This is a genomic window from Streptomyces sp. NPDC003327 (assembly GCF_053589515.1).
Genome location: NZ_JBSFSA010000031.1, coordinates 1 through 19,348, shown reverse-complemented (window position 1 = coordinate 19,348; position 19,348 = coordinate 1). Strand labels below are relative to the sequence as shown.

Annotated in this window: 18 protein-coding genes and 1 riboswitch; of the genes, 4 read left to right on the top strand and 14 right to left on the bottom strand. The window is 72.9% G+C overall.

The window, feature by feature from the left end; translation table 11 throughout:
* Window positions 1-15: 15 nt before the first annotated feature.
* Window positions 16-399: an ArsR/SmtB family transcription factor gene (locus tag ACWDVG_RS22015; RefSeq protein WP_451701040.1), complete on the bottom strand. Its 384-nt coding sequence runs from the start codon at window positions 397-399 to the stop codon at window positions 16-18.
* Between the two features lie 104 nt (window positions 400-503).
* Between ACWDVG_RS22015 and ACWDVG_RS22010 the strand changes: the two genes are divergently transcribed.
* On the top strand, window positions 504-2,396 hold the full coding sequence (locus tag ACWDVG_RS22010; RefSeq protein ID WP_451701039.1) for a heavy metal translocating P-type ATPase: 1,893 nt from the start codon (window positions 504-506) through the stop codon (window positions 2,394-2,396).
* 66 nt (window positions 2,397-2,462) lie between these two features.
* On the opposite strand, the gene ACWDVG_RS22005 is transcribed toward ACWDVG_RS22010, so the two are convergent.
* The 10 genes from ACWDVG_RS22005 to ACWDVG_RS21960 all read right to left on the bottom strand — a co-directional run bounded on the left by ACWDVG_RS22005 (window position 2,463) and on the right by ACWDVG_RS21960 (window position 11,336).
* Window positions 2,463-3,005: a PadR family transcriptional regulator gene (locus ACWDVG_RS22005; protein WP_451701038.1), complete on the bottom strand. Its 543-nt coding sequence runs from the start codon at window positions 3,003-3,005 to the stop codon at window positions 2,463-2,465.
* Between the two features lie 32 nt (window positions 3,006-3,037).
* The gene (locus tag ACWDVG_RS22000) at window positions 3,038-5,065 is read right to left on the bottom strand and encodes an FAD-dependent oxidoreductase (protein WP_451701037.1); all 2,028 of its coding nucleotides are present in this window, start codon (window positions 5,063-5,065) and stop codon (window positions 3,038-3,040) included.
* A 196-nt stretch (window positions 5,066-5,261) separates the two neighbouring features.
* Window positions 5,262-6,104 carry an ATP-binding cassette domain-containing protein gene (locus ACWDVG_RS21995; RefSeq protein WP_451701036.1) on the bottom strand — a complete coding sequence of 281 codons (843 nt, stop codon included), beginning with the start codon at window positions 6,102-6,104 and terminating at the stop codon, window positions 5,262-5,264.
* Window positions 6,101-6,850 (bottom strand): cobalt ECF transporter T component CbiQ, encoded by a 750-nt coding sequence (gene cbiQ, locus ACWDVG_RS21990; protein WP_451701035.1) that lies wholly within the window; start codon window positions 6,848-6,850, stop codon window positions 6,101-6,103. Before cbiQ ends, ACWDVG_RS21995 begins: the two co-directional genes overlap by 4 nt.
* 4 nt (window positions 6,851-6,854) lie before the next feature.
* Window positions 6,855-7,319, bottom strand: coding sequence for an energy-coupling factor ABC transporter substrate-binding protein (locus ACWDVG_RS21985; RefSeq protein ID WP_451701034.1), 465 nt, complete (start codon window positions 7,317-7,319; stop codon window positions 6,855-6,857).
* Window positions 7,319-8,014, bottom strand: coding sequence for an energy-coupling factor ABC transporter permease (locus tag ACWDVG_RS21980; protein ID WP_451701033.1), 696 nt, complete (start codon window positions 8,012-8,014; stop codon window positions 7,319-7,321). The genes ACWDVG_RS21985 and ACWDVG_RS21980 overlap by 1 nt, the downstream gene beginning before the upstream one ends.
* 29 nt (window positions 8,015-8,043) lie before the next feature.
* Window positions 8,044-8,251: riboswitch (cobalamin riboswitch) on the bottom strand.
* Window positions 8,252-8,358: 107 nt separating this feature from the next.
* The gene (locus tag ACWDVG_RS21975; RefSeq protein ID WP_451701032.1) at window positions 8,359-8,769 is read right to left on the bottom strand and encodes a PTS-dependent dihydroxyacetone kinase phosphotransferase subunit DhaM; all 411 of its coding nucleotides are present in this window, start codon (window positions 8,767-8,769) and stop codon (window positions 8,359-8,361) included.
* Window positions 8,766-9,431 (bottom strand): dihydroxyacetone kinase subunit DhaL, encoded by a 666-nt coding sequence (gene dhaL / locus ACWDVG_RS21970; protein WP_451701030.1) that lies wholly within the window; start codon window positions 9,429-9,431, stop codon window positions 8,766-8,768. The genes ACWDVG_RS21975 and dhaL overlap by 4 nt, the downstream gene beginning before the upstream one ends.
* Before the next feature lie 131 nt (window positions 9,432-9,562).
* Window positions 9,563-10,555, bottom strand: coding sequence for a dihydroxyacetone kinase subunit DhaK (gene dhaK / locus ACWDVG_RS21965; protein ID WP_451701029.1), 993 nt, complete (start codon window positions 10,553-10,555; stop codon window positions 9,563-9,565).
* 298 nt (window positions 10,556-10,853) lie between these two features.
* Window positions 10,854-11,336, bottom strand: coding sequence for a MarR family winged helix-turn-helix transcriptional regulator (locus ACWDVG_RS21960; RefSeq protein ID WP_451701028.1), 483 nt, complete (start codon window positions 11,334-11,336; stop codon window positions 10,854-10,856).
* A gap of 143 nt (window positions 11,337-11,479) precedes the next feature.
* On the opposite strand from ACWDVG_RS21960, the gene ACWDVG_RS21955 reads away from it, so the two are divergent.
* The gene (locus ACWDVG_RS21955; RefSeq protein ID WP_451701027.1) at window positions 11,480-12,652 is read left to right on the top strand and encodes a PP2C family protein-serine/threonine phosphatase; all 1,173 of its coding nucleotides are present in this window, start codon (window positions 11,480-11,482) and stop codon (window positions 12,650-12,652) included.
* A 279-nt stretch (window positions 12,653-12,931) separates the two neighbouring features.
* Window positions 12,932-14,671 carry a PP2C family protein-serine/threonine phosphatase gene (locus ACWDVG_RS21950; RefSeq protein WP_451701025.1) on the top strand — a complete coding sequence of 580 codons (1,740 nt, stop codon included), beginning with the start codon at window positions 12,932-12,934 and terminating at the stop codon, window positions 14,669-14,671.
* 26 nt (window positions 14,672-14,697) lie between these two features.
* Here ACWDVG_RS21950 and ACWDVG_RS21945 read toward each other — a convergent pair whose 3' ends face one another.
* From ACWDVG_RS21945 to ACWDVG_RS21935, 3 genes are all read right to left on the bottom strand, one after another.
* Window positions 14,698-15,213 carry a MarR family winged helix-turn-helix transcriptional regulator gene (locus ACWDVG_RS21945; RefSeq protein ID WP_451701093.1) on the bottom strand — a complete coding sequence of 172 codons (516 nt, stop codon included), beginning with the start codon at window positions 15,211-15,213 and terminating at the stop codon, window positions 14,698-14,700.
* Window positions 15,214-15,351: 138 nt separating this feature from the next.
* Entirely contained in the window at window positions 15,352-15,765 is a 414-nt protein-coding gene (locus ACWDVG_RS21940; protein ID WP_451701024.1) for a DUF4190 domain-containing protein, read from the bottom strand.
* A 112-nt stretch (window positions 15,766-15,877) separates the two neighbouring features.
* A complete protein-coding gene (locus ACWDVG_RS21935) occupies window positions 15,878-16,267 on the bottom strand; it encodes an ATP-binding protein (protein ID WP_451701023.1) in 390 nt (129 codons plus the stop codon).
* A 319-nt stretch (window positions 16,268-16,586) separates the two neighbouring features.
* Between ACWDVG_RS21935 and ACWDVG_RS21930 the strand changes: the two genes are divergently transcribed.
* Window positions 16,587-19,348 (top strand): HAMP domain-containing protein (locus ACWDVG_RS21930; protein WP_451701022.1); only part of this gene is annotated, 2,762 nt, incomplete at its 3' end.

The window sequence follows — 19,348 nt, the reverse complement described above, 5'->3', positions numbered from 1 at the left end:
TTTCGTGTGGTGGAGCTACAACTGCCCAGTATCCACGGTGGTGCGGGCCGCGTCGCGGGTGCCGAGCCGGAGGTGCTCGATGTGGTACACGGCCTCGTCGAGGAGTTGCGCGACGTGGTTGTCGTACAGGCTGTACTCGATGCGGCGGCCCTGCCGCACGCCGGTGACGAGCCCGAGCGCGCGCAGCAGCCGCAGCTGGTGGGAGACGGCCGACTGCTCCATGTCGACGGCCTCGGCGAGTTCGGTGACGCCGCAGGGGCCCTGGCGGAGCTTGGTGAGGATCATCAGCCGGGACGGGGTGGCGAGGGCCTGGAGCGTGGCGGCGATGGTCGCGGCGGACTCGGCGTCCAGATGCGTCGCGGGGGTCGTGTCGCCGTTGCCGTTCGCTCCGTGTCCCATGCGCTCATCGTAGCGGCGGTCGTACATCAATACGTGAAGACCTCTTCATGTGTTCGGGTATGGTGATGGGGCCCCGTCCCGCAGCCCCCGAAAGTGGTGTCCTCATGGCCCTCCCGGAGCTCGCCGCCGCGCAGGCCCCCGCTCCCGTACGGCCCCCGGCGTCCGCGCGCCGCACCCGCGCCACCGACCTCCCCGAGGTGCGCTGGGCCGCCCTGTCCGCCCTCGCCTTCCTCGTCGCGTTCCCGCTCGACCTCGCGGGCGCCCCGGCCTGGGCCTGGGGACCGCTCTACGCCGTCTGCTACGCCGCCGGCGGCTGGGAGCCGGCCGTCGCCGGGCTCCAGGCGCTGCGCGAACGGAGCCTCGACGTCGACCTGCTGATGATCGTCGCCGCGCTCGGCGCCGCCGCCATCGGGCAGTACCTCGACGGCGGCCTCCTGATCGTCATCTTCGCCGTCTCCGGCGCCCTGGAGGCGCTCGCCACCCGCCGCACCGCCGACTCCGTCCGCGGCCTGCTCGACCTCGCGCCCGCCACCGCCACCCGCCTGCGCGACGACGGGGGAGAGGAGACCGTCGAGGCCGCCACCCTCGCGATCGGCGACACCGTCCTCGTACGGCCGGGGGAACGCCTCCCGGCCGACGGCGCCGTCCTCCACGGCACCAGCGACGTCGACCAGGCGAGCATCACCGGCGAACCCCTGCCGGCCGCAAAGGCCCCCGGCGACGAGGTCTTCGCCGGCACCCTCAACGGCTCGGGCGCCCTCCGCGTCCGCGTCGGCCGGGACGCCGCCGACTCCGTCATCGCCCGGATCGTCGCCCTCGTCGAGGAGGCCAGCGCCACCAAGGCCCCCACCCAGCTCTTCGTCGAGAAGATCGAACAGCGCTACTCCGTCGGCGTCGTCGTCGCCACCCTCGCCCTCTTCGGCGTGCCCGTCGCCCTCGGCGCCGACCTCACCGAGGCCCTGCTGCGCGCCATGACCTTCATGATCGTCGCCTCGCCGTGCGCCGTCGTCCTCGCCACCATGCCGCCGCTGCTCTCCGCCATCGCGACCGCCGGCCGGCACGGCGTCCTGGTCAAGTCCGCCGTCGTCATGGAGCGCCTCGGCGCCGTCGACCGCGTCGCCCTCGACAAGACCGGCACCCTCACCGAGGGCACGCCCCGGGTCACCGCCGTGCACGGCGACGACGAGGCGCTCGCCCTCGCCGCCGCGGCCGAACTCCCCAGCGAGCACCCGGTGGCCCGCGCCGTGGTGGCCGAGGCCCGCGCCCGCGGCCTGCGCCTGCCCGAGGCGAGCGACTTCACCGCCGAGCCGGGCACCGGCGTACGGGCCGTGGTCGACGGCCGCGAGGTGCGCGTCCGGCGGGCGGAGGGCCCGCACGCCGACACCACCGTCGAGGTCCTCGTCGACGGCAGGTCCGTCGCCGTCCTGGAGCTCTCCGACCGGCTCCGCGAGGGCGCCCGCGAGGCGGTGGCGGCCCTCGGCAGGCTCACCGGCCCCGCCCCCACCCTCCTCACCGGCGACAACGCGGGCGCCGCCGCCCGGATCGCCGCCGAGGCCGGTCTCACCGACGTGCGGGCCGGGCTCCTGCCGCACGAGAAGGCCGAGGCGGTACGGGAGTGGGAGCGGTCCGGCGCCAAGGTGCTGATCGTCGGCGACGGCGTCAACGACGCCCCCGCGCTCGCCGCCGCCCACACCGGCATCGCGATGGGCCGCGCCGGCTCCGACCTGGCCCTGGAGACCGCCGACGCGATCGTCGTCCGCGACGAACTGGGCGCGATCCCCACCGTGGTGGCCCTCTCCCGCAGGGCCCACCGCCTGGTCGTCCAGAACCTGGTGATCGCCGGCGCCTGCATCGGCGCCCTCGTCGTCTGGGACCTCGTGGGCCACCTCCCGCTCCCGCTGGGTGTGGCGGGACACGAGGGCTCCACGGTCCTGGTCGGCCTCAACGGCCTCCGGCTCCTGCGGGACGCGGCCTGGCGCAAGGCGGCCCGCAGCTGAGGCGGCGCCCGGCGCCCCGGGCCCTGACCGGGCCCCGATGCGCCGGGCCTCGGGACCGGCGCCCGGTCAGGGCGCCGGCGCGTCGAGCGTCGTGAGCGCCCCCGTCAGCCACTCCACCCAGAACCGCTCCAGGTCGACCCCGCCCCGCAGGACCAGGTGGCGCAGCCGGTCGGCCTCCGTGCGGGGGCGCTCGGCCGGGAAGTCGCGGGCCTCGATCGCCAGGTACTCGTCCAACTGCGCCCGGTGCAGTGCGAGATGGCGCTCCAGCTCGGCCCGCAGCCCGGCCGTGCCGACCATCGCGGCCGCCCGCATGCGCAGCAGCAGCGCGGAACGCAGCGGCTTCGGGTCCTCGGACTTCCCCACCCAGGCGGTGAGTTCGGCCCGCCCGGCCGGCAGCACCTCGTACTCCTTGCGCTGCCCGCGCACGGGCACCGGAGCGGGCAGGGCGCGGATGTGCCCCGCCTCCTCCAGCCTGCCCAGCTCGCGGTAGATCTGCTGGTGCGTGGCCGACCAGAAGTAGCCGATCGACTTGTCGAAGCGGCGCGTCAGTTCGAGGCCGGAGGACGGCTTCTCGAGCAGGGCGGTCAGGATCGCGTGCGGGAGGGACATGCACGCATCCTAGGTTCGGCCGGCCACGCGGTTCACAGGGTCGCCGCGAGCCGCGTGCCCTGGTCGATGGCGCGCTTGGCGTCCAGTTCGGCCGCGACGTCCGCGCCGCCGATCAGGTGCGCCGAACGGCCCGCGGCCACCAGCTGCTCGTACAGGTCCCGCTTCGGCTCCTGCCCGGCGCACAGGACGATCGTGTCCACCGGCAGCACCTGCGCCTCGCCGTCGACCGTCAGGTGCAGGCCGTCGTCGTCGATGCGGTCGTAGGAGGCGCCGGCGACCATGGTCACGCCCCGGTGCTTCAGCTCCGTGCGGTGGATCCAGCCGGTCGTCTTGCCGAGCCCCGCGCCGACCTTGGTCGTCTTGCGCTGGAGCAGGTGCACCTGGCGCGGCGGCGCGTTCCGCTCGGGCGTCCGCAGCCCGCCCCGGTTCGCGTACGAGGTGTCGACGCCCCACTGGCGGAAGTACGTCTCGGGGTCCTGGCTCGCGCCCTCGCCGCCGTCCGTGAGGAACTCGGCCACGTCGAAGCCGATGCCGCCCGCGCCGACGATCGCGACGCGCTCGCCCACCGGCGCGCCGTCCCGCAGGACGTCGAGGTAGCTGAGCACGCTCGGGTGGTCCTCGCCCGTGATGCCCGGGGCGCGCGGGGTGACGCCGGTGGCGACGACGACCTCGTCGTACCCGTCCAGGTCGTCGGCGGTGACGAAGGTTCCCAGCCGCACGTCGACACCGCGCTCGGCGAGCTGCACCCGGAAGTAGCGGAGGGTCTCGTCGAACTCCTCCTTGCCGGGCACCCGCTTGGCGACGTTGAGCTGGCCGCCGATCTCGTCGGCGCCGTCGAAGAGGGTCACGGAATGCCCGCGCTCCGCTGCCGACACCGCGCAGGCGAGCCCGGCCGGACCGGCGCCGACGACCGCGATCCGCTTGGCGAGGCGGGTGGGGGAGAGGACCAGCTCGGTCTCGTGGCAGGCGCGCGGATTGACGAGGCAGGAGGTGATCTTGAGGCTGAAGGTGTGGTCCAGGCAGGCCTGGTTGCAGCCGATGCAGGTGTTGATGGTCTCGGCGCGGTCGGCGGAGGCCTTCGCGACGAAGTCCGGGTCGGCGAGGAACGGCCGGGCCAGCGACACGAGGTCGGCGCGGCCCTCGGCGAGGATGCGCTCGGCGACCTCGGGGGTGTTGATGCGGTTGCTGGTGACCAGCGGCACGCTCACCGCGCCCATCAGCTTCTGCGTCACCCAGGTGTAGGCGCCGCGCGGGACGGAGGTCGCGATGGTGGGGATGCGGGCCTCGTGCCAGCCGATGCCGGTGTTGATGATGGTGGCGCCGGCCGCCTCGATCTCCTTGGCGAGCTGGACGACCTCCTCCAGGGTCGAGCCGCCGGGGACCAGGTCCAGCATGGAGAGGCGGTAGACGAGGATGAAGTCCTCGCCGACCCGCTCGCGGATCCGGCGGACGATCTCCAGCGGGAAGCGCACCCGGTTCTCGTACGAGCCGCCCCAGCGGTCCGTGCGGTGGTTCGTGGCGGCGGCGATGAACTCGTTGATGAGGTAGCCTTCGGAGCCCATCACCTCGACACCGTCGTACCCGGCCTCCTTGGCCAGCTCGGCGCAGCGCGCGTAGTCCTCGACGGTCTGCTCGACCTCGGCGTCGGTCAGCTCGTTCGGCGGGAACGGGCTGATCGGGGCCTGGACCGGGCTCGGCGCGACGAGCCCGGGGTGGTAGGCGTACCGGCCGAAGTGCAGGATCTGCATCGCGATCCGGCCGCCCTCGGCGTGCACGGCGTCGGTGATCACCCGGTGCTCGGCGACCTCCTCCGCTGTGGTCAGCTTGGCGCCGCCGTCCCAGGGCCGGCCGGCCTCGTTGGGCGCGATGCCGCCGGTGACGATGAGTCCGACGCCGCCGCGGGCGCGCTCCGCGTAGAAGGCGGCCATGCGCGCGAAGCCGTGCTCGGCCTCTTCGAGGCCGACGTGCATCGAGCCCATGATCACCCGGTTGGGGAGCGTGGTGAAGCCGAGGTCCAGCGGGCTCAGCAGATGCGGGTACGGGGTCGGGGTCGAGGTCATCGGGGCGCCTCCTCGCGCAGGGGTCGTCGCACCCTGTTGTAGGCGACGCGCCCCCGGTTCTGCAACTAGTTGCAGAAGGATCGGGGTGTGATGGTTACTACTCGGTAGAAGCGCCTCGGCGTCTTGACCGCACCCCGCCCCCTCGGCTGTCCCCGCCCCGACGGCTCACCGCCCCGCCCGCCGGCTGACCGCGGACTCACCCCACCCGGTCGAGCAGCCCGTCCAGCTCCTCCGGCGTCCGCGGCCCCGGCGCCCCCTCCGGCAGCAGCCCCCGCCCGCGCAACAGCCGGGCCACCGACACGGCCCACGGACGCCGCAGCCGCGCCGCGTCGAGCAGCGCGTCGTCGGCCAGCAGCTCCGCGACGGGACCCGTCCGCAGCCCCGCGGGGGAGAGCACCGCCGCCTCGTCCGCCCAGCGCAGTGCCAGGTCCACGTCATGGGTCGCCATCAGCACCGTCGTCCCCGCCGCCCGCAGCCGCTCCAGGGCGTCGAGCAGCCGCTCCTGCCCGTGCGGGTCGAGCCCGGCCGTCGGCTCGTCCATGATCAGCACCCGCGGCCGCATGGCCACCGCCCCCGCGATCGCCGCCCGCTTCCGCTGCCCGTACGACAGCAGGTGCGTCGGCCGGTCCGCGAGCGCCGTGATGTCCAGCGCCTCCAGCGCCTCCGCCACCCGGAGCCGTACCTCCTCCTCCGGCAGGCCCAGGTTCATCGGCCCGAAGGACACGTCCTGCGCCACCGAGGCCGCGAACAGCTGGTCGTCCGGATCCTGCACCACCAGCTGGACGGTGGTCCGCAGCCGCGTGAGGCCCTTCCGGTCGTACGCCACCTCCGCCCCGTCCAGGAGCAGCGCCCCGCTCCCGCACCGCAGCCCCCCGCTCAGCAGCCGCAGCAGCGTCGTCTTGCCGCTGCCGTTGCGGCCCAGCAGCGCCACCGCGCGCCCCCGCGTCACCGCGAAGTCCACGCCGGAGAGGACCGGGGGCCCGTCCTCGTACGCGAAGCCCGCCTTCACCAGCTCCACCACGGGGGTCGACGTCGTCACGGCAGGAACCTTTCCAGTACGAGGGTGAGGGCGACCAGCCCGCAGAGGAGCCCGGCGGTCGCCCCGAGGAACGGGCGCGACACGGCGGCCGGCGGGACGAGGACCCGCAGCGTCCCGTCGTATCCGCGCCCGGCGAGCCCCGTCTGCATCCGCTGGGCCCGGTCGAAGGCGCGGACGAAGGCCGTCGCGCCGAGTCCGGCCAGCGAGCGCCAGGCCGCCGCCCGGGTGGTGTGCCCGAGCCGCGCGGCCTGCGCCTGCCGGATCTTCGTCAGCGCGTCGAGGAGCAGGAAGATGATCCGGTACATCACCAGCGCCACGTCCACCACCGGCGCCGGCACCCCCGCCCGTACGAGCCGGGGCAGCACGTCGGAGACCGGCGTCGTGAACGCGAAGAGCAGCACGCCGAGCGAGGCCGACGCGGTCCGCAGCAGCAGCTCGCCCGCGTGCACCGGCCCGTCGGCGGCGAGGGCCACGAGCCCCCGGTCGCCGCCGACCTCGAAGAGCAGCGGCACCGCGCCCGTCACGCAGAACCCGAGCGGGATGCGGAAGGCCCGCCACAGCCCCCGGCCCGGCACGCCCGCCGGACCGAGGAGCACGGCCAGCGTGACCGCGGCGACGAGCACCGCGCCCGGCCAGGGCGGAAGACAGACGGCGCACAGGGTCAGCCCGAAGCCGAGCAGCGCCTTCTCGGCGGGATGGCGGCGGCGCCAGCGACTGCGGTGCGCCGCCGCGTCGATCGGCAGCACGGCGCTAGTCGCCGCGCCGCGCGAGGGACCCGTTCGGGCGGGGCCCGTCGGCGCGGGACCCGTCCGCGAGGGCCGCAGCGGTGCCGGGCGCGGGCTCCTCCGCCTTCTCCGCGTCCTGCGTGCCCTGCGCCTGCTCCGACCTCTCCCCCCGCTCCGCCTTCTCCGCCGCGCGCGCCTCGCCCTGCCTCCGGCCGCGCCGCAGCCCGAAGTAGTACGCGAGGACACCGGCGCCCAGTGCCGCCTGGAGCGAGAACAGCGCCGACTCGATCTCGCCGGACGGCGGCTCGTACAGCGGGCTGAACCAGGGCTCGTAGTCGGGCTGGAGCTCCGTGATCGCGGACTCCGCCTCCCCGTCCGCGCCCGCGAAGGGCTCCTCCTTGTGGTCGCCGAGGCCGAGGGCCAGCGGCAGGACCGCCAGCGCCGCCACGACGAGCAGCAGCAGACTGTTGATCTTCGCGTTCCGGCTCATCACGCCGTCGCCCCCTCGCGCTGCGCGGCGGCCGGCCGGGAGAGCACGCCCAGCCGGATCAGGTCACCCTTGCTGGACTGCGTGAGCAGCCGCATCACGAGCACCGTGAGCAGGCCCTCGCTCACGGCCAGCGGAATCTGCGTGAGCGCGAAGATGCCGCCGAACTTGGCGAGCGCGCCGAGGACGCCGCTGCCCGGGTCCGGGAACGCGAGCGCCAGCTGCACACTGGTCACGCAGTACGTCGAGAGGTCGGCGACGAACGCGCCGAAGAACACGCTCACCATCAGCGGCGCGCCGGTCCGGCGCAGCAGGGCGTACGTCCCGTACCCCGCCCAGGGCCCGACGATCGCCATCGAGAAGGCGTTGGCGCCCAGCGTCGTCAGACCGCCGTGGGCCAGCAGCAGCGCCTGGAAGAGGAGCGTGATCGTACCGAGTACCGCCATGATCGGCGGCCGGAACAGGATCGCGCCCAGCCCCGTCCCCGTCGGATGGGAACAACTTCCCGTCACCGAGGGCAGCTTGAGCGCGGACAGGACGAAGGTGAAGGCGCCGGAGGCGCCGAGCAGCAGGGTGGACTCGGGGTTCGAGCGGACTTCACGGGTCAGCGCGCGGACCCCGTGGACGACGAACGGCGCGGCCGCGACGCTCCAGGCGGCGGCGTGCACAGGGGGCAGATACCCCTCGGCTATATGCATGGTTGGGAGACCCTCTCCAGCACCTCGTGGATGGACAACGCACCTTGGCCGGTCTCCTGGCTGACGGTCATGCCGCCCGACTCCGCCTTCCCACCCCGCAGCGGTCTCCCGCGGCGGAGCAGTGGCTTCCCCTGAGGGACGGAGCCGGACCTCCCGATCACAGTGGCGAGGGCCGCACCGGTACTGCACCGGTTTCCCGAACACCAAGGCGGCATGACCCTAGTGCGTTGACCAGGTGCATCACAACACGGTCGCCACTCCGTGCGTTCCGTCACTCACGCGGCGCGGTCGCCCGGGGCGGCCCGACGGTGTCGCCGCAGCACGCCCCGGCCGCCGACGGGGGCTCATGCCTTCCGGTACGCGTACGCCTCCGAAGCCGCGGCCGCCACCGCGTCGAGGTCACCGCCCGCGCTCGCCGTCACCAGCGCGGCGACGGCTCCTTCCACGAACGGCGCGTCGACGAGCCGGGCGCCCTCGGGCAGCTCGTCGCCCTCCGCGAGCAGCGCCTTGACGGTCAGCACCGCACTGCCCAGATCGACCAGGAGCGCCACCCCTGCGCCCTCGTCTGCGGCCCTCACCGCCTCCGCGATCAGCTCCGCGCTCGTCCCCAGGCCCCCGTCCGGGAGCCCGCCCGCGGGCATGACCCGGGCCGTCTCCCCGCCACCCGCGAGCCCGCGGGCCAGCACCGCCACCGAAGCGGCGACCGCGGCGCTGTGCGAGACCAGGACGATGCCGACCCGCGGCGCGGCGCTCACGCCGAGCCCTCCGCGCCCGCCACGCCGCCGTCCGCCGCCTCGGCTGATACGGCCTCGGCCCGCGCGGCCTCCTCCAGGGCGGCCAGGAGCAGCGCCGAGGAGGCCGCCCCCGGATCCTGGTGCCCCACCGAACGCTCGCCGAGATAACTCGCCCTGCCCTTGCGGGCCCGCAGCGGTACGGTCCCCACGGCGCCCTCCGCGGCCGCCGCCCGCCCCGCGGCGAAGGACTCCCGCAGCCCCGCCACCCCCGGCACGAGCGCGTCCAGCATCGTCTTGTCACCGACCCGCGCACCGCCCAGTTGCGAAACGGCGGACACCCCGGCGTCCAGCGCCGCGGCGAGCTGCTCCCGCGTGACCCGGGCGTCCTCGCCCAGCGTCTTCCCGGCGCGGCGCAGCAGCGTCCCGTACAGCGGTCCCGACGCCCCGCCCACCGTGGAGATCAACTGCCTCCCGGCGGCCACGAGCACCGCCCCCGGGGTGCCCGGCGGTTCCTTCGCCAGGATCTCGGTCAGGGCCGCGAAGCCGCGCCGAAGATTGGCACCGTGGTCGGCGTCGCCGATCGCCGAGTCCAGCTCCGTGAGCCGGTCCGCCTCGCGGTCGACGCCGGCCGCCGCCGTGGTCAGCCAGCGCACCAGGAACTCCGCGCCGTAGGTCTCCGTCATCCGCTCGCCCTCTCCCGTCCGACTGCACTGCTCACCGACACCGACACCGACACCGACACCGACACCGACATCGGCACCGACATCGGCACCGACTCGGGCACCGTCGCCACCTGCGCCCCCTCGCGCCGCGGTCACCGACCCCAGCGCAGCGCGGGCGTCTCCACGGGCGCGTCCCAGAGCCGCAGCAGCTCCTCGTCCGCCTCGCACAGGGTGACCGAGCAGCCCGCCCTGTCCAGGGAGGTCACGTAGTTGCCGACGAGTGTGCGCGCGACCGGCACCCCGCGCTCGCCCAGCACCCGCGTCACCTCCGCCGTGAACCCGTACAGTTCGAGCAGCGGGGTGCCGCCCATCCCGTTCACCAGCGCGAGGACCGGCCCGGACGGCCGCAGGTCGTCGAGGACGGCGTCCACGGCGACGTCCGCGATCTCGCCCGAGGTCATCATCGGCCGCCGCTCGCGCCCCGGCTCGCCGTGGATGCCGATCCCCAACTCCAGTTCCCCGGGCGGCAGGTCGAAGGTCGGAGAGCCCTTCGCGGGCGTGGTGCAGGCGCTCAGCGCGACACCGAAGGAGCGGGACCGCTCGTTGACCCGGCGGGCGATCGCCTCGACGCGCTCCAGCGGCGCGCCCTCCTCGGCGGCGGCTCCGGCGATCTTCTCCACGAAGAGCGTCGCCCCGGTGCCACGCCGCCCCGCCGTGGAGAGGCTGTCCACCACGGCCACGTCGTCGTCGACGAGGACCCGGGCGACCTGGATGCCCTCGTCCTCCGCGAGCTCCGCCGCCATCTCGAAGTTCAGCACGTCACCGGTGTAGTTCTTGACGACGAACAGCACCCCGGCGCCGCTGTCGACCGCGGCCGCGGCCCGCACCATCTGGTCCGGTACGGGCGAGGTGAACACCTCGCCGGGACAGGCCGCCGCCAGCATCCCGGGCCCGACGAACCCGCCGTGCAGCGGCTCGTGCCCCGATCCGCCCCCGGAGACAAGCGCCACCTTTCCGGCCACCGGCGCGTCCCGCCGGACCACGACCCGCCGTTCGACGTCCACGGTGAGCCCGGGGTGCGCGGCGGCCATGCCGCGCAGGGCGTCGGCGACGACCGTCTCGGGAACATTGATCAGCATCCTCACGGATACCTCCTGGTGAGAGGAGCAGTCAGGCGGATCGATCGTCGCGCACGCGCGCCACCAGGCCATTATCGGCGCACGACCGCACGCGGGTACAGGTCGGAAGGGGCGGGGGAGGTGGCCGGGCCCCATCGGCTCACGGCGGGCGATCGGGGGTAGGAGGGCCGAGATGAGAGCCATCCACGAGATGGTTGTCGTTTGACAACTATGGCCGTGAGGCAACAAAGTATCCAGGTCGGACGCACGGGGAAGGACCAGGAATGCTCCGGTGGGCGGGGATCGCTCCGGGTGCTGGCGCCGTTCAGGCTGTCCAGCTGTCGGCGTCCAGGGGTTCGCCGTGTATCTGCGCCGCCGCGGTGGAGCAGAAGGCTTCCAGTCCCTCCAGGAGCGCGACGCGCTTGGTGGCGGGCATGTCCTCCAGCACCTTCTGCAGCTCCGTCTCCCGGCGGGCCCGCAGGTCGGCGAGAAAGGCGCGGCCGTGGCTGCTCAGGCGCAGGCGCACCTCGCGCCTGTCCTCCGCGCTCGCCACGCGCTCGATGAAACCCGCCGCGTGCAGTCGGTCGCAGAGGCGGCTGGTGGACGGCGCCGAGGACGCCATGCCTTCGGCGAGGGTGCGCAGGTTGATGCCCTCGTGGTGCTCGAGGATGTACAGCGCACGGAGCTGGGACGCGGAGGTGGGCGCGGTCGAGGCCCGGCCCCACACGACTTCCAGGAGCTCTGATGCCGTCGTGGTCACACGCGCGACCTCGTCGGGCTCGGGGCGGCGGAAGGCAGTCACGGTCACACTCTCGCAGGCACTGGGGTGCCTGTCAGCGTACTAGGCGTACGTACGGGTCAGACATGCCCGTGGGATCGTTGTGTCCCGTTTGAGGCCTGGCTCGTGGTCGAGAGGCGAGTCTCTGCGGAGAAAGATGGGTGTTATCCCTTATGGAAAGATTTGTGGCCGCTGAACGCGCTCTGCGGACAGCGGCTCCCCACGAGTTGCTCGATGCGGTTCGCGCGGTGCTGGTCGACCGGTACGGCGCGCGGGACGTGGAGCTGTTCATGGCCGACTACGGCCTGACGGTGCTTCAGCCGGTGTCGGTGCTGCCGCACACGCTGGAGCCGGTGTCGGTGCACAACAGTCCGGCCGGCCGCGCCTTCGGCTCGCAGGCGCCGTACCGGGAGAGCGCCGACGGCGGCCGAACCCGTCTGCACCTGCCGGTCAGCGTGCGGGGGGACCGGCTCGGGGTGCTGTCGATGACCTTCCCCGACGGCGAGACCGCGGGGAGGTGGGAGACCGAACTCGCGGCGATCGCGGACGTGCTGGGGCACGAGGTGGTGGTGGCCGAGCGCGACACCGACCTCTACCTCCAGGCGAGGCGCAAGGACCGGCTCACGCTGGCAGCGGAGATGCAGTGGCAGCTGTTGCCCGGCCGTTCCTGCTCGCGCCCCGAGTACGACCTCGGAGCCCAGCTGGAGCCGGCGTACGCGATCTTCGGTGACAACTTCGACTGGTCGGCCAGCGCCGACCGTCTGGTGCTGTACGTCACCAACGGCATGGGGGAGGGGATAGAGGCGGCCCTGCTGACGAACCTGGCCATCAACGCCCTGCGCAACGCGCGACGCGCCGGCATTCCCATGGCGGACCAGGCGGCGCTGGCCGACCAGGCCGTCTACGCGCACTACCAGGGCCGTTGCTACTTGTCGGTCCTGATGTTCGACTTCGATCTGGCGACGGGGCGGGCGAGCGTCGTGGACGCGGGCTCCCCCCGGCTCGTGCGGCTGCGCGACGGGGTGGTCGAGCGCGTGGACTTCGAGGCCCAGCTGCCGCTCGGCATGTTCGAGGAGACGGACTACGTGACCCAGGACTTCCAGGTCGAGCCGGGCGACCGACTGGTCTTCGTGAGCGACGGGGTGCACGCGGTGGCCTCTCCCCGGGGCGAGGTGTACGGGGACGCGGCCCTCGCCCGGGCCATCCAGTCCACCCGGCTGCTGCCCGCCGCCGAGGTGCCGCGCGCGATCCTGCGCGAGCTGACCGGACACCGCGGCAGGCCCGCGCCGGACGACGACGCCCTGATCGTGTGCCTGGACTGGCGCGGACGGCCCGCCGACAGCTGAGCGTGACCGCGACCGCGGCCGCGTGTTGTTCCGCCCCACCCCGCGCGCTAAAGTTGCCATGCGACAACAATTGCCTGACGGCTCATTGAGCGACCGGCCCGCCGGGTCGCTGCAGGGAGGCGATGCACGAGCCGGAGCACGACACGGCCCTGGAGGACCCCACCACGGCCCGGCCGTGGTGGCCGCCTTCGTCCTCCGGGGCGCCGGCGGCACGGCGCGTCCCCTGCGCGCCGACACCAGCGTGACCGTCCTGGCCCCCGCAGCATCGGATGACACCCCATGACCCTGACGTCGCACACCTGGAAGGTGGCGTCGACCGCCGACGCGGCCCAGGCGCGCGCCGCGCTCGGACTGCTCACGGAGGACGGCCGAGCACCGGCGCGCGAACGGGCCCGTTTCCTCACGTCACTGACGGCCGGTCTGCGTGCGTGTCTGGACCTCGGCGGCGACTGGGAACTCCTGCTCACCGTCCGGAAGGCCACCGCCGACAGGGGTGGCCGGCTCGACGTCCGGCTACGACCGGTCGGCGCCCCCGCACCCGCCCCCGAGAGCACGCCCACCCTCACGTGTCCCCTGCCCGCACCGTCGGCCGAGCGCCGTCCGCCGGCCGACGTGCCGCTCGCCGAAGCCCTGCTGCGCGCCGACGAGACCACCGCGGCCGTGCTTCGCCTGCTCGACGAGCAGGAGCACCTGGTCCGAACGGGCCGGGAAGAACTGCACCGGACCAACCAGGGCGTGCTGGCCCTGCACGCGGATCTCAAGGTCGCCGCACGGACGCAACGCGAGCTCCTGGACGCCGAGCGGACCGCACGGGCCGAGGCGGAGCGGGCCCGGCGCCTGCTGACCTTCCTCGGTGACGCCAGCGCGGCCGTCACCGAGTCCCTCAGCCCCACGGTCGTCCTGCGACGCCTCGGCGAGCTGCTGGTACCGGAGTACGCGGAACACCTCGACGTCTGGCTGTTCGACGAGGGCGACGAGGAGCCCGCCCCGGAGCGGGCACCCCGGACGTACGGACATTCGGCCGCCGCGGTGGCGGCAGCCCGCACGGGTCGCCCGCAGCACGCCGCCGCTCACCCCGGCGGCTTACCGGGCACGGACGACCTGCCGCCCTCCGAGCTGTCCCCCCGGCGGCCCCTCCTCGCCCTTCCGCTCGTCGCGCGCCGCGCCCTCGCCGTGCTCAGCCTGACCGCCCCCGGCCCCCGCTTCGACGCGGACACCTGCGTGATGCTGGTCGAACTCGCCCGCCGCGTCGCCGTCGCCCTGGACAACGCCCTCCGTTACGAGCGGTACCGCGACACCGCCGAGACCCTCCAGCGAGCCCAGCTCACCGAGCTGCCCACTCCGCCCGGCCTGCTCCTGGCCGCCCGCTGCCTTCCGGCCGCCCAGGGCATGAACATCGGGGGCGACTGGTACGACGCCTTCCACCTGCCCGACGGCAGCCTGATCACCGTCATGGGTGACGTCACCGGCCACGGTTTGCGCGCCGCCGTGGTCATGGGCCAGTTGCGCACCGCCCTGCGTGCCTACGCGGTCGGGGACAGCGGCCCGGGCGCCGTGCTCACCAAGCTGCACCGCATGCTGCGGCACCTGCAACCCGACCTCTACGCCACCGCCATGATCGCCCGCTTCCGGCCCGGCGAGGCGGAGGTCGTCTGGGCGTCCGCCGGCCATCCACCCGCCGTGGTCCGCGACGCCGTCGGGACGGTCCGCCTCCTGGACGCCAAGCCGGGCGTCATGCTCGGCCTCCCGGTCCCCTTCACGTACGAGGAACACACGGCCTTCCTGCCCCCGGGATCCTCCCTCGCGATGTACACCGACGGCCTCGTCGAACGCCGCGCGCGCGGCATCGCCCCCGGCATCGAACGCCTCGGCCGGGCCATGGCCGCCCTCGATCTCACGGACCTGGACCGCGACCTGGACGCGGCGGCCGACAGCCTGCTCCAGCAGCTCCTGTGCGACTCCGGACGCGACGACGACGTCTGCCTGCTCCTGTGCCACGCCCCGGCCTCCACCGACTGATCCACGCACCGGCCGGCCCGGCGCGGTCAGGGCGTCTCCGTCTCCCGGGCTGCGGCGCCCCGGGCGACCGCGCCGTCCTGGGCGACCAGGAAGGCGCGCAGGCCCCGCCTCAGGGCCTCCAGGTCGGTCGGTCTCATCGCCGCCGCGACCTCGGCAAGCGCTCGCGACCTGTGCGAGGCCACCTCGTCCAGCACATGACGGCCGTACCCCGTGAGGTTCAACTGGAGTTCCCGTCGCTTGTGAGGGTGCAGCACACGTTCCAGAAGTCCTGCCGCCGCCAGTCGATCGCACAATCGACTGGCGGCCGGCAGCGCTATGTCCATGCTCTTCGCCAGAGCGGTGAGGTTCAGCTTCGGCTGGGACCGCAGGATCTGCAGCGCCCGGAGCTGATGCTGCGACAGCCGCAGACTCGCTTGCTGGCTCGCCGATGACCACAGGTGCGTCAGACCGTCCACGGCAACGGCGATCTCCAGCGCGAACGAGAACGGATCTTCGCCCGGTCCCCTCGTCTGGTCGTCCCCGGAGCCACTGAGACGAGTCACGAACCCATCGCTTTCAGCAATCGCCTGCACAAACGGGATGGCACCCTCATTTAAACGCGGTACCCGATGAGGCGCCGGGCAACACGGTGAACGGCGTCACTCCGACGGACGGCCACGGCCGTCCGTCCTGCGACACGGTCAGTCGTTCAGCTCCCTGTCGAAGTCCCTCGTGCACGCGTCCCGCTCGGCCTGCGTGCCGGCGTGTGCGACGCAGTCGTCGAAGTTCTTGAACTCGTCCGAGTTGAGGATCGAGGCGCCGATGGCGAGGATCACGGCCGAGGCGAGCATCCCCAGGGCGCCGAGAACCGCGCCGGTCACGGACATGCCGCTGCGCGGACCGCCGCCGCGACGAGCCCTGCGAGCGCCGATGACGCCGAGGACCAGGGCGAGGAGGCCGAGCACGATGCCACCGAAGACGGTCCAGAAAAGGAGGACCGCCGCGATGCCGAGAACGAGGGAAGCGATCGCCAGACCGTTGCTCCGCCGCGCACTCGGGGCCGAGAGGGGCTGCGCGGAGTCGTTCGGCTTCGTGGGGTGGTCGGAGAAGGACACGCCATCACGCTCATCTCTGCTGTCGTTCCACGGAGTTGTCCCCGGCCGTGTGCCCGCGAGAGAGCGATGAATGCGTGGGGGCCCGGCCTTGCTGACGGAGGCGCCGCGCCCGTCACCTCAGTGGCACCAGCGCGTGCAGGGTCTTGCCCCCGGGCGCGGGCGTGACGGTGACCTCCTTGCTGAGGCGCCGGACGATGAGGAGGCCGAGCCTCCCGGGACGCGCGGCCGCCACGCCGGGGGCGGCGGCGGGGGCGGTGGCGGCGGCGACGGCGGTGGGCCAGGTCCGAGCGCGGTCCGTGACCGCGATCCAGAGGCCTTCGTCGGCGAGATGCAGTCGGAAGGCGCGCACGCCGCCGCCGTACCGGTTGGCGTTGGTGACCAGCTCCGTGGCGACCAGCAGGGCGTCGGCGAGGACGACGTCCTCGCCCATCCCCGGCCGCTCGCGGCAGAACCGCTCGTCGAGGAACCCGCGCACCTCGTCGCGAGCCGCTGCCGCGGTCATGGCGCGCCTCTGCCCTCGGTTCTCCTGTCGGACGACGGTCGTTTCGTCCGTTGTCATGGCCGGAACCCCCTGCCTGGTGAGGTGTATACGTATTGACCTCGTTTGCCCGCCAAGGCCGGTTACACGCCGTATCACGGGAAGCTATTTGCAGTCGGGAAGCAGCGGTCCCGCCCGCTGCTTTCTCGGCTGCCCGGGACGGGGTAGGCTGACTCTTATTTGTCGTACGGCAACGATTGCCGACGAGGGGGGGCGGCCCGTTCGGGCCGTGGCGATGTCCGGCTCCTGGCGGACTCCCAGCAGCGTTCAACGAGGAATGGTCATGGCTGAGACGACGGTCGACAACGCGCGTGTCCCCCGGACACGCGCACGGGGTGCGGGCAAGGTGGGGGAGCCGGAGCTGCGGCAGCTGCTCGCCGGACTGACGGCGGTACGCGACGGTGACTTCGGCACGCGCCTGCCGGACGAGGCGGACGGCCTGCTCGGCGAGATCGCCACGGTGTTCAACGGCATGGTCGACCAGCTCTCCCTCTTCACCTCCGAGGTGACCCGCGTCGCACGCGAGGTCGGCACGGAGGGCACCCTGGGCGGGCAGGCCGAGGTGCCCGGGGTCTCCGGCACCTGGGCCGACCTGACCGACTCCGTCAACGCCATGGCCGGCAACCTCACCACCCAGGTGCGTGACATCGCGCAGGTCGCGACCGCGGTCGCCAGGGGCGACCTGTCGCAGAAGATCGACGTGGACGCCCGGGGCGAGATCCTGGAGCTGAAGAAGACCATCAACACGATGGTCGACCAGCTGTCCGCGTTCGCCGACGAGGTGACCCGCGTGGCCCGCGAGGTGGGCACCGAAGGCAACCTCGGCGGCCAGGCAGACGTGAAGGGCGTCTCGGGCACCTGGCGGGACCTGACCGACTCGGTCAACTCCATGGCGGGCAACCTGACCGCCCAGGTCCGCAACATCGCGCAGGTCACCACGGCGGTGGCGCAGGGCGATCTGTCGCAGAAGATCACGGTGACGGCGCGGGGCGAGATCCTGGAGCTGAAGGAGACCATCAACACGATGGTCGACCAGCTCTCCTCGTTCGCCGACGAGGTGACCCGTATGGCCCGTGAGGTGGGCACGGAGGGCATCCTCGGCGGGCAGGCAGACGTGAAGGGCGTCTCGGGCACCTGGCGGGACCTGACCGACTCGGTCAACTCCATGGCGGGCAACCTGACCGCCCAGGTGCGGTCCATCGCCCAGGTGGCCACGGCGGTGGCGCAGGGCGACCTGTCGCAGAAGATCAAGGTCACGGCGCGGGGCGAGATCCTGGAGCTGAAGGAGACCATCAACACGATGGTCGACCAGCTGTCCGCCTTCGCCGACGAGGTGACCCGTGTCGCCCGCGAGGTCGGCACCGAGGGCAACCTCGGCGGCCAGGCCACCGTCCGGGGCGCCTCCGGCACGTGGAAGGACCTCACGGACAACGTCAACGTGATGGCGTCCAACCTCACCGGGCAGGTGCGCTCCATCGCCCAGGTCGCCACGGCGGTGGCGCGCGGCGACCTGTCCCGGAAGATCACGGTCGAGGCCAAGGGCGAGGTCGCGGCACTCGCCGCGGTGATCAACACCATGGTGGACACCCTGTCGGCGTTCGCCGACGAGGTGACCCGGGTGGCGCGCGAGGTCGGTACCGAGGGCCGGCTCGGCGGCCAGGCCCGGGTGCCGAACGTCGCCGGCACCTGGAAGGACCTCACGGACAACGTCAACTCCATGGCGAACAACCTGACCGGCCAGGTCCGGAACATCGCCCTCGTCACCACCGCCGTCGCCAACGGCGACCTGTCGAAGAAGATCGACGTCGACGCCCGGGGCGAGATCCTGGAGCTGAAGATGACCATCAACACGATGGTCGACCAGCTCTCCTCGTTCGCGGCCGAGGTGACCCGCGTGGCCCGCGAGGTCGGCAGCGAGGGCAGGCTCGGCGGCCAGGCCGAGGTCGAGGGTGTCTCCGGCACCTGGAAGCGGCTGACCGAGAACGTCAACGAGCTGGCCGGCAACCTCACCCGCCAGGTTCGCGCCATCGCCGAGGTCGCCAGCGCCGTCGCCGAGGGCGACCTGACCCGCTCGATCACCGTCGACGCCTCCGGTGAGGTGGCGGAACTGAAGGACAACATCAACGCGATGGTCGGCTCGCTCCGCGAGACGACACGCGCCAACCAGGAGCAGGACTGGCTCAAGTCCAGCCTTGCCCTGATCTCCGGCCTGATGCAGGGCCACCGCGACCTGGCCGTCGTCGCCGAACTGGTCATGGACGAGCTGGCCCCGCTGGTCTCGGCCCAGTACGGCGCCTTCTACCTGGCGGAGGACACGTCCGAGGGCACCGAGCTGCGGCTCGTCGGCTCCTACGGCCGTCCCACCGACATCACGGGCCACGAACGCTTCAAGCTGGGGGAGTCCCTGGTCGGACAGGCCGCCCGCAGCCGCCGCACCATCGCCGTCGAGAACGTCCCCGCCGACTACATCGGCATCTCCTGCGGTCTCGGCCGCACGGCACCGGGCAGCCTCATCGTGGTGCCCATCGTGGCGGACGACCAGGTCCTCGGCGTCATCGAGCTGGGCTCCTTCACCGCGTTCACGGCCGTCCACCGGGACTTCCTGGAGCAGCTGATGGAGACGGTGGGCGTCAACGTCAACACCATCGTCGCCAACGCCCGCACCGACGAACTGCTCGACGAGTCCCAGCGACTGGCCGGAGAACTCCAGGCCCGCTCCGAAGAACTGCAGGTGCAGAAGCAGGAGCTGCAGCGCTCCAACGCCGAGCTGGAGGAGAAGGCGGCGCTGCTCGCGGCCCAGAACAGCGACATCGAGGGCAAGAACCTGGAGATCGAGCAGGCCCGGCAGGAGCTGGAGGATCGCGCCCAGCAGCTCTCGCTGGCCTCGAAGTACAAGTCGGAGTTCCTGGCCAACATGAGCCACGAGCTGCGCACCCCGCTCAACAGCCTTCTGATCCTCGCCCAGTTGCTGGCCCAGAACCCGACCCGCAACCTCACCGCCAAGCAGGTCGAGTACGCCGGCATCATCCACTCGGCCGGATCCGA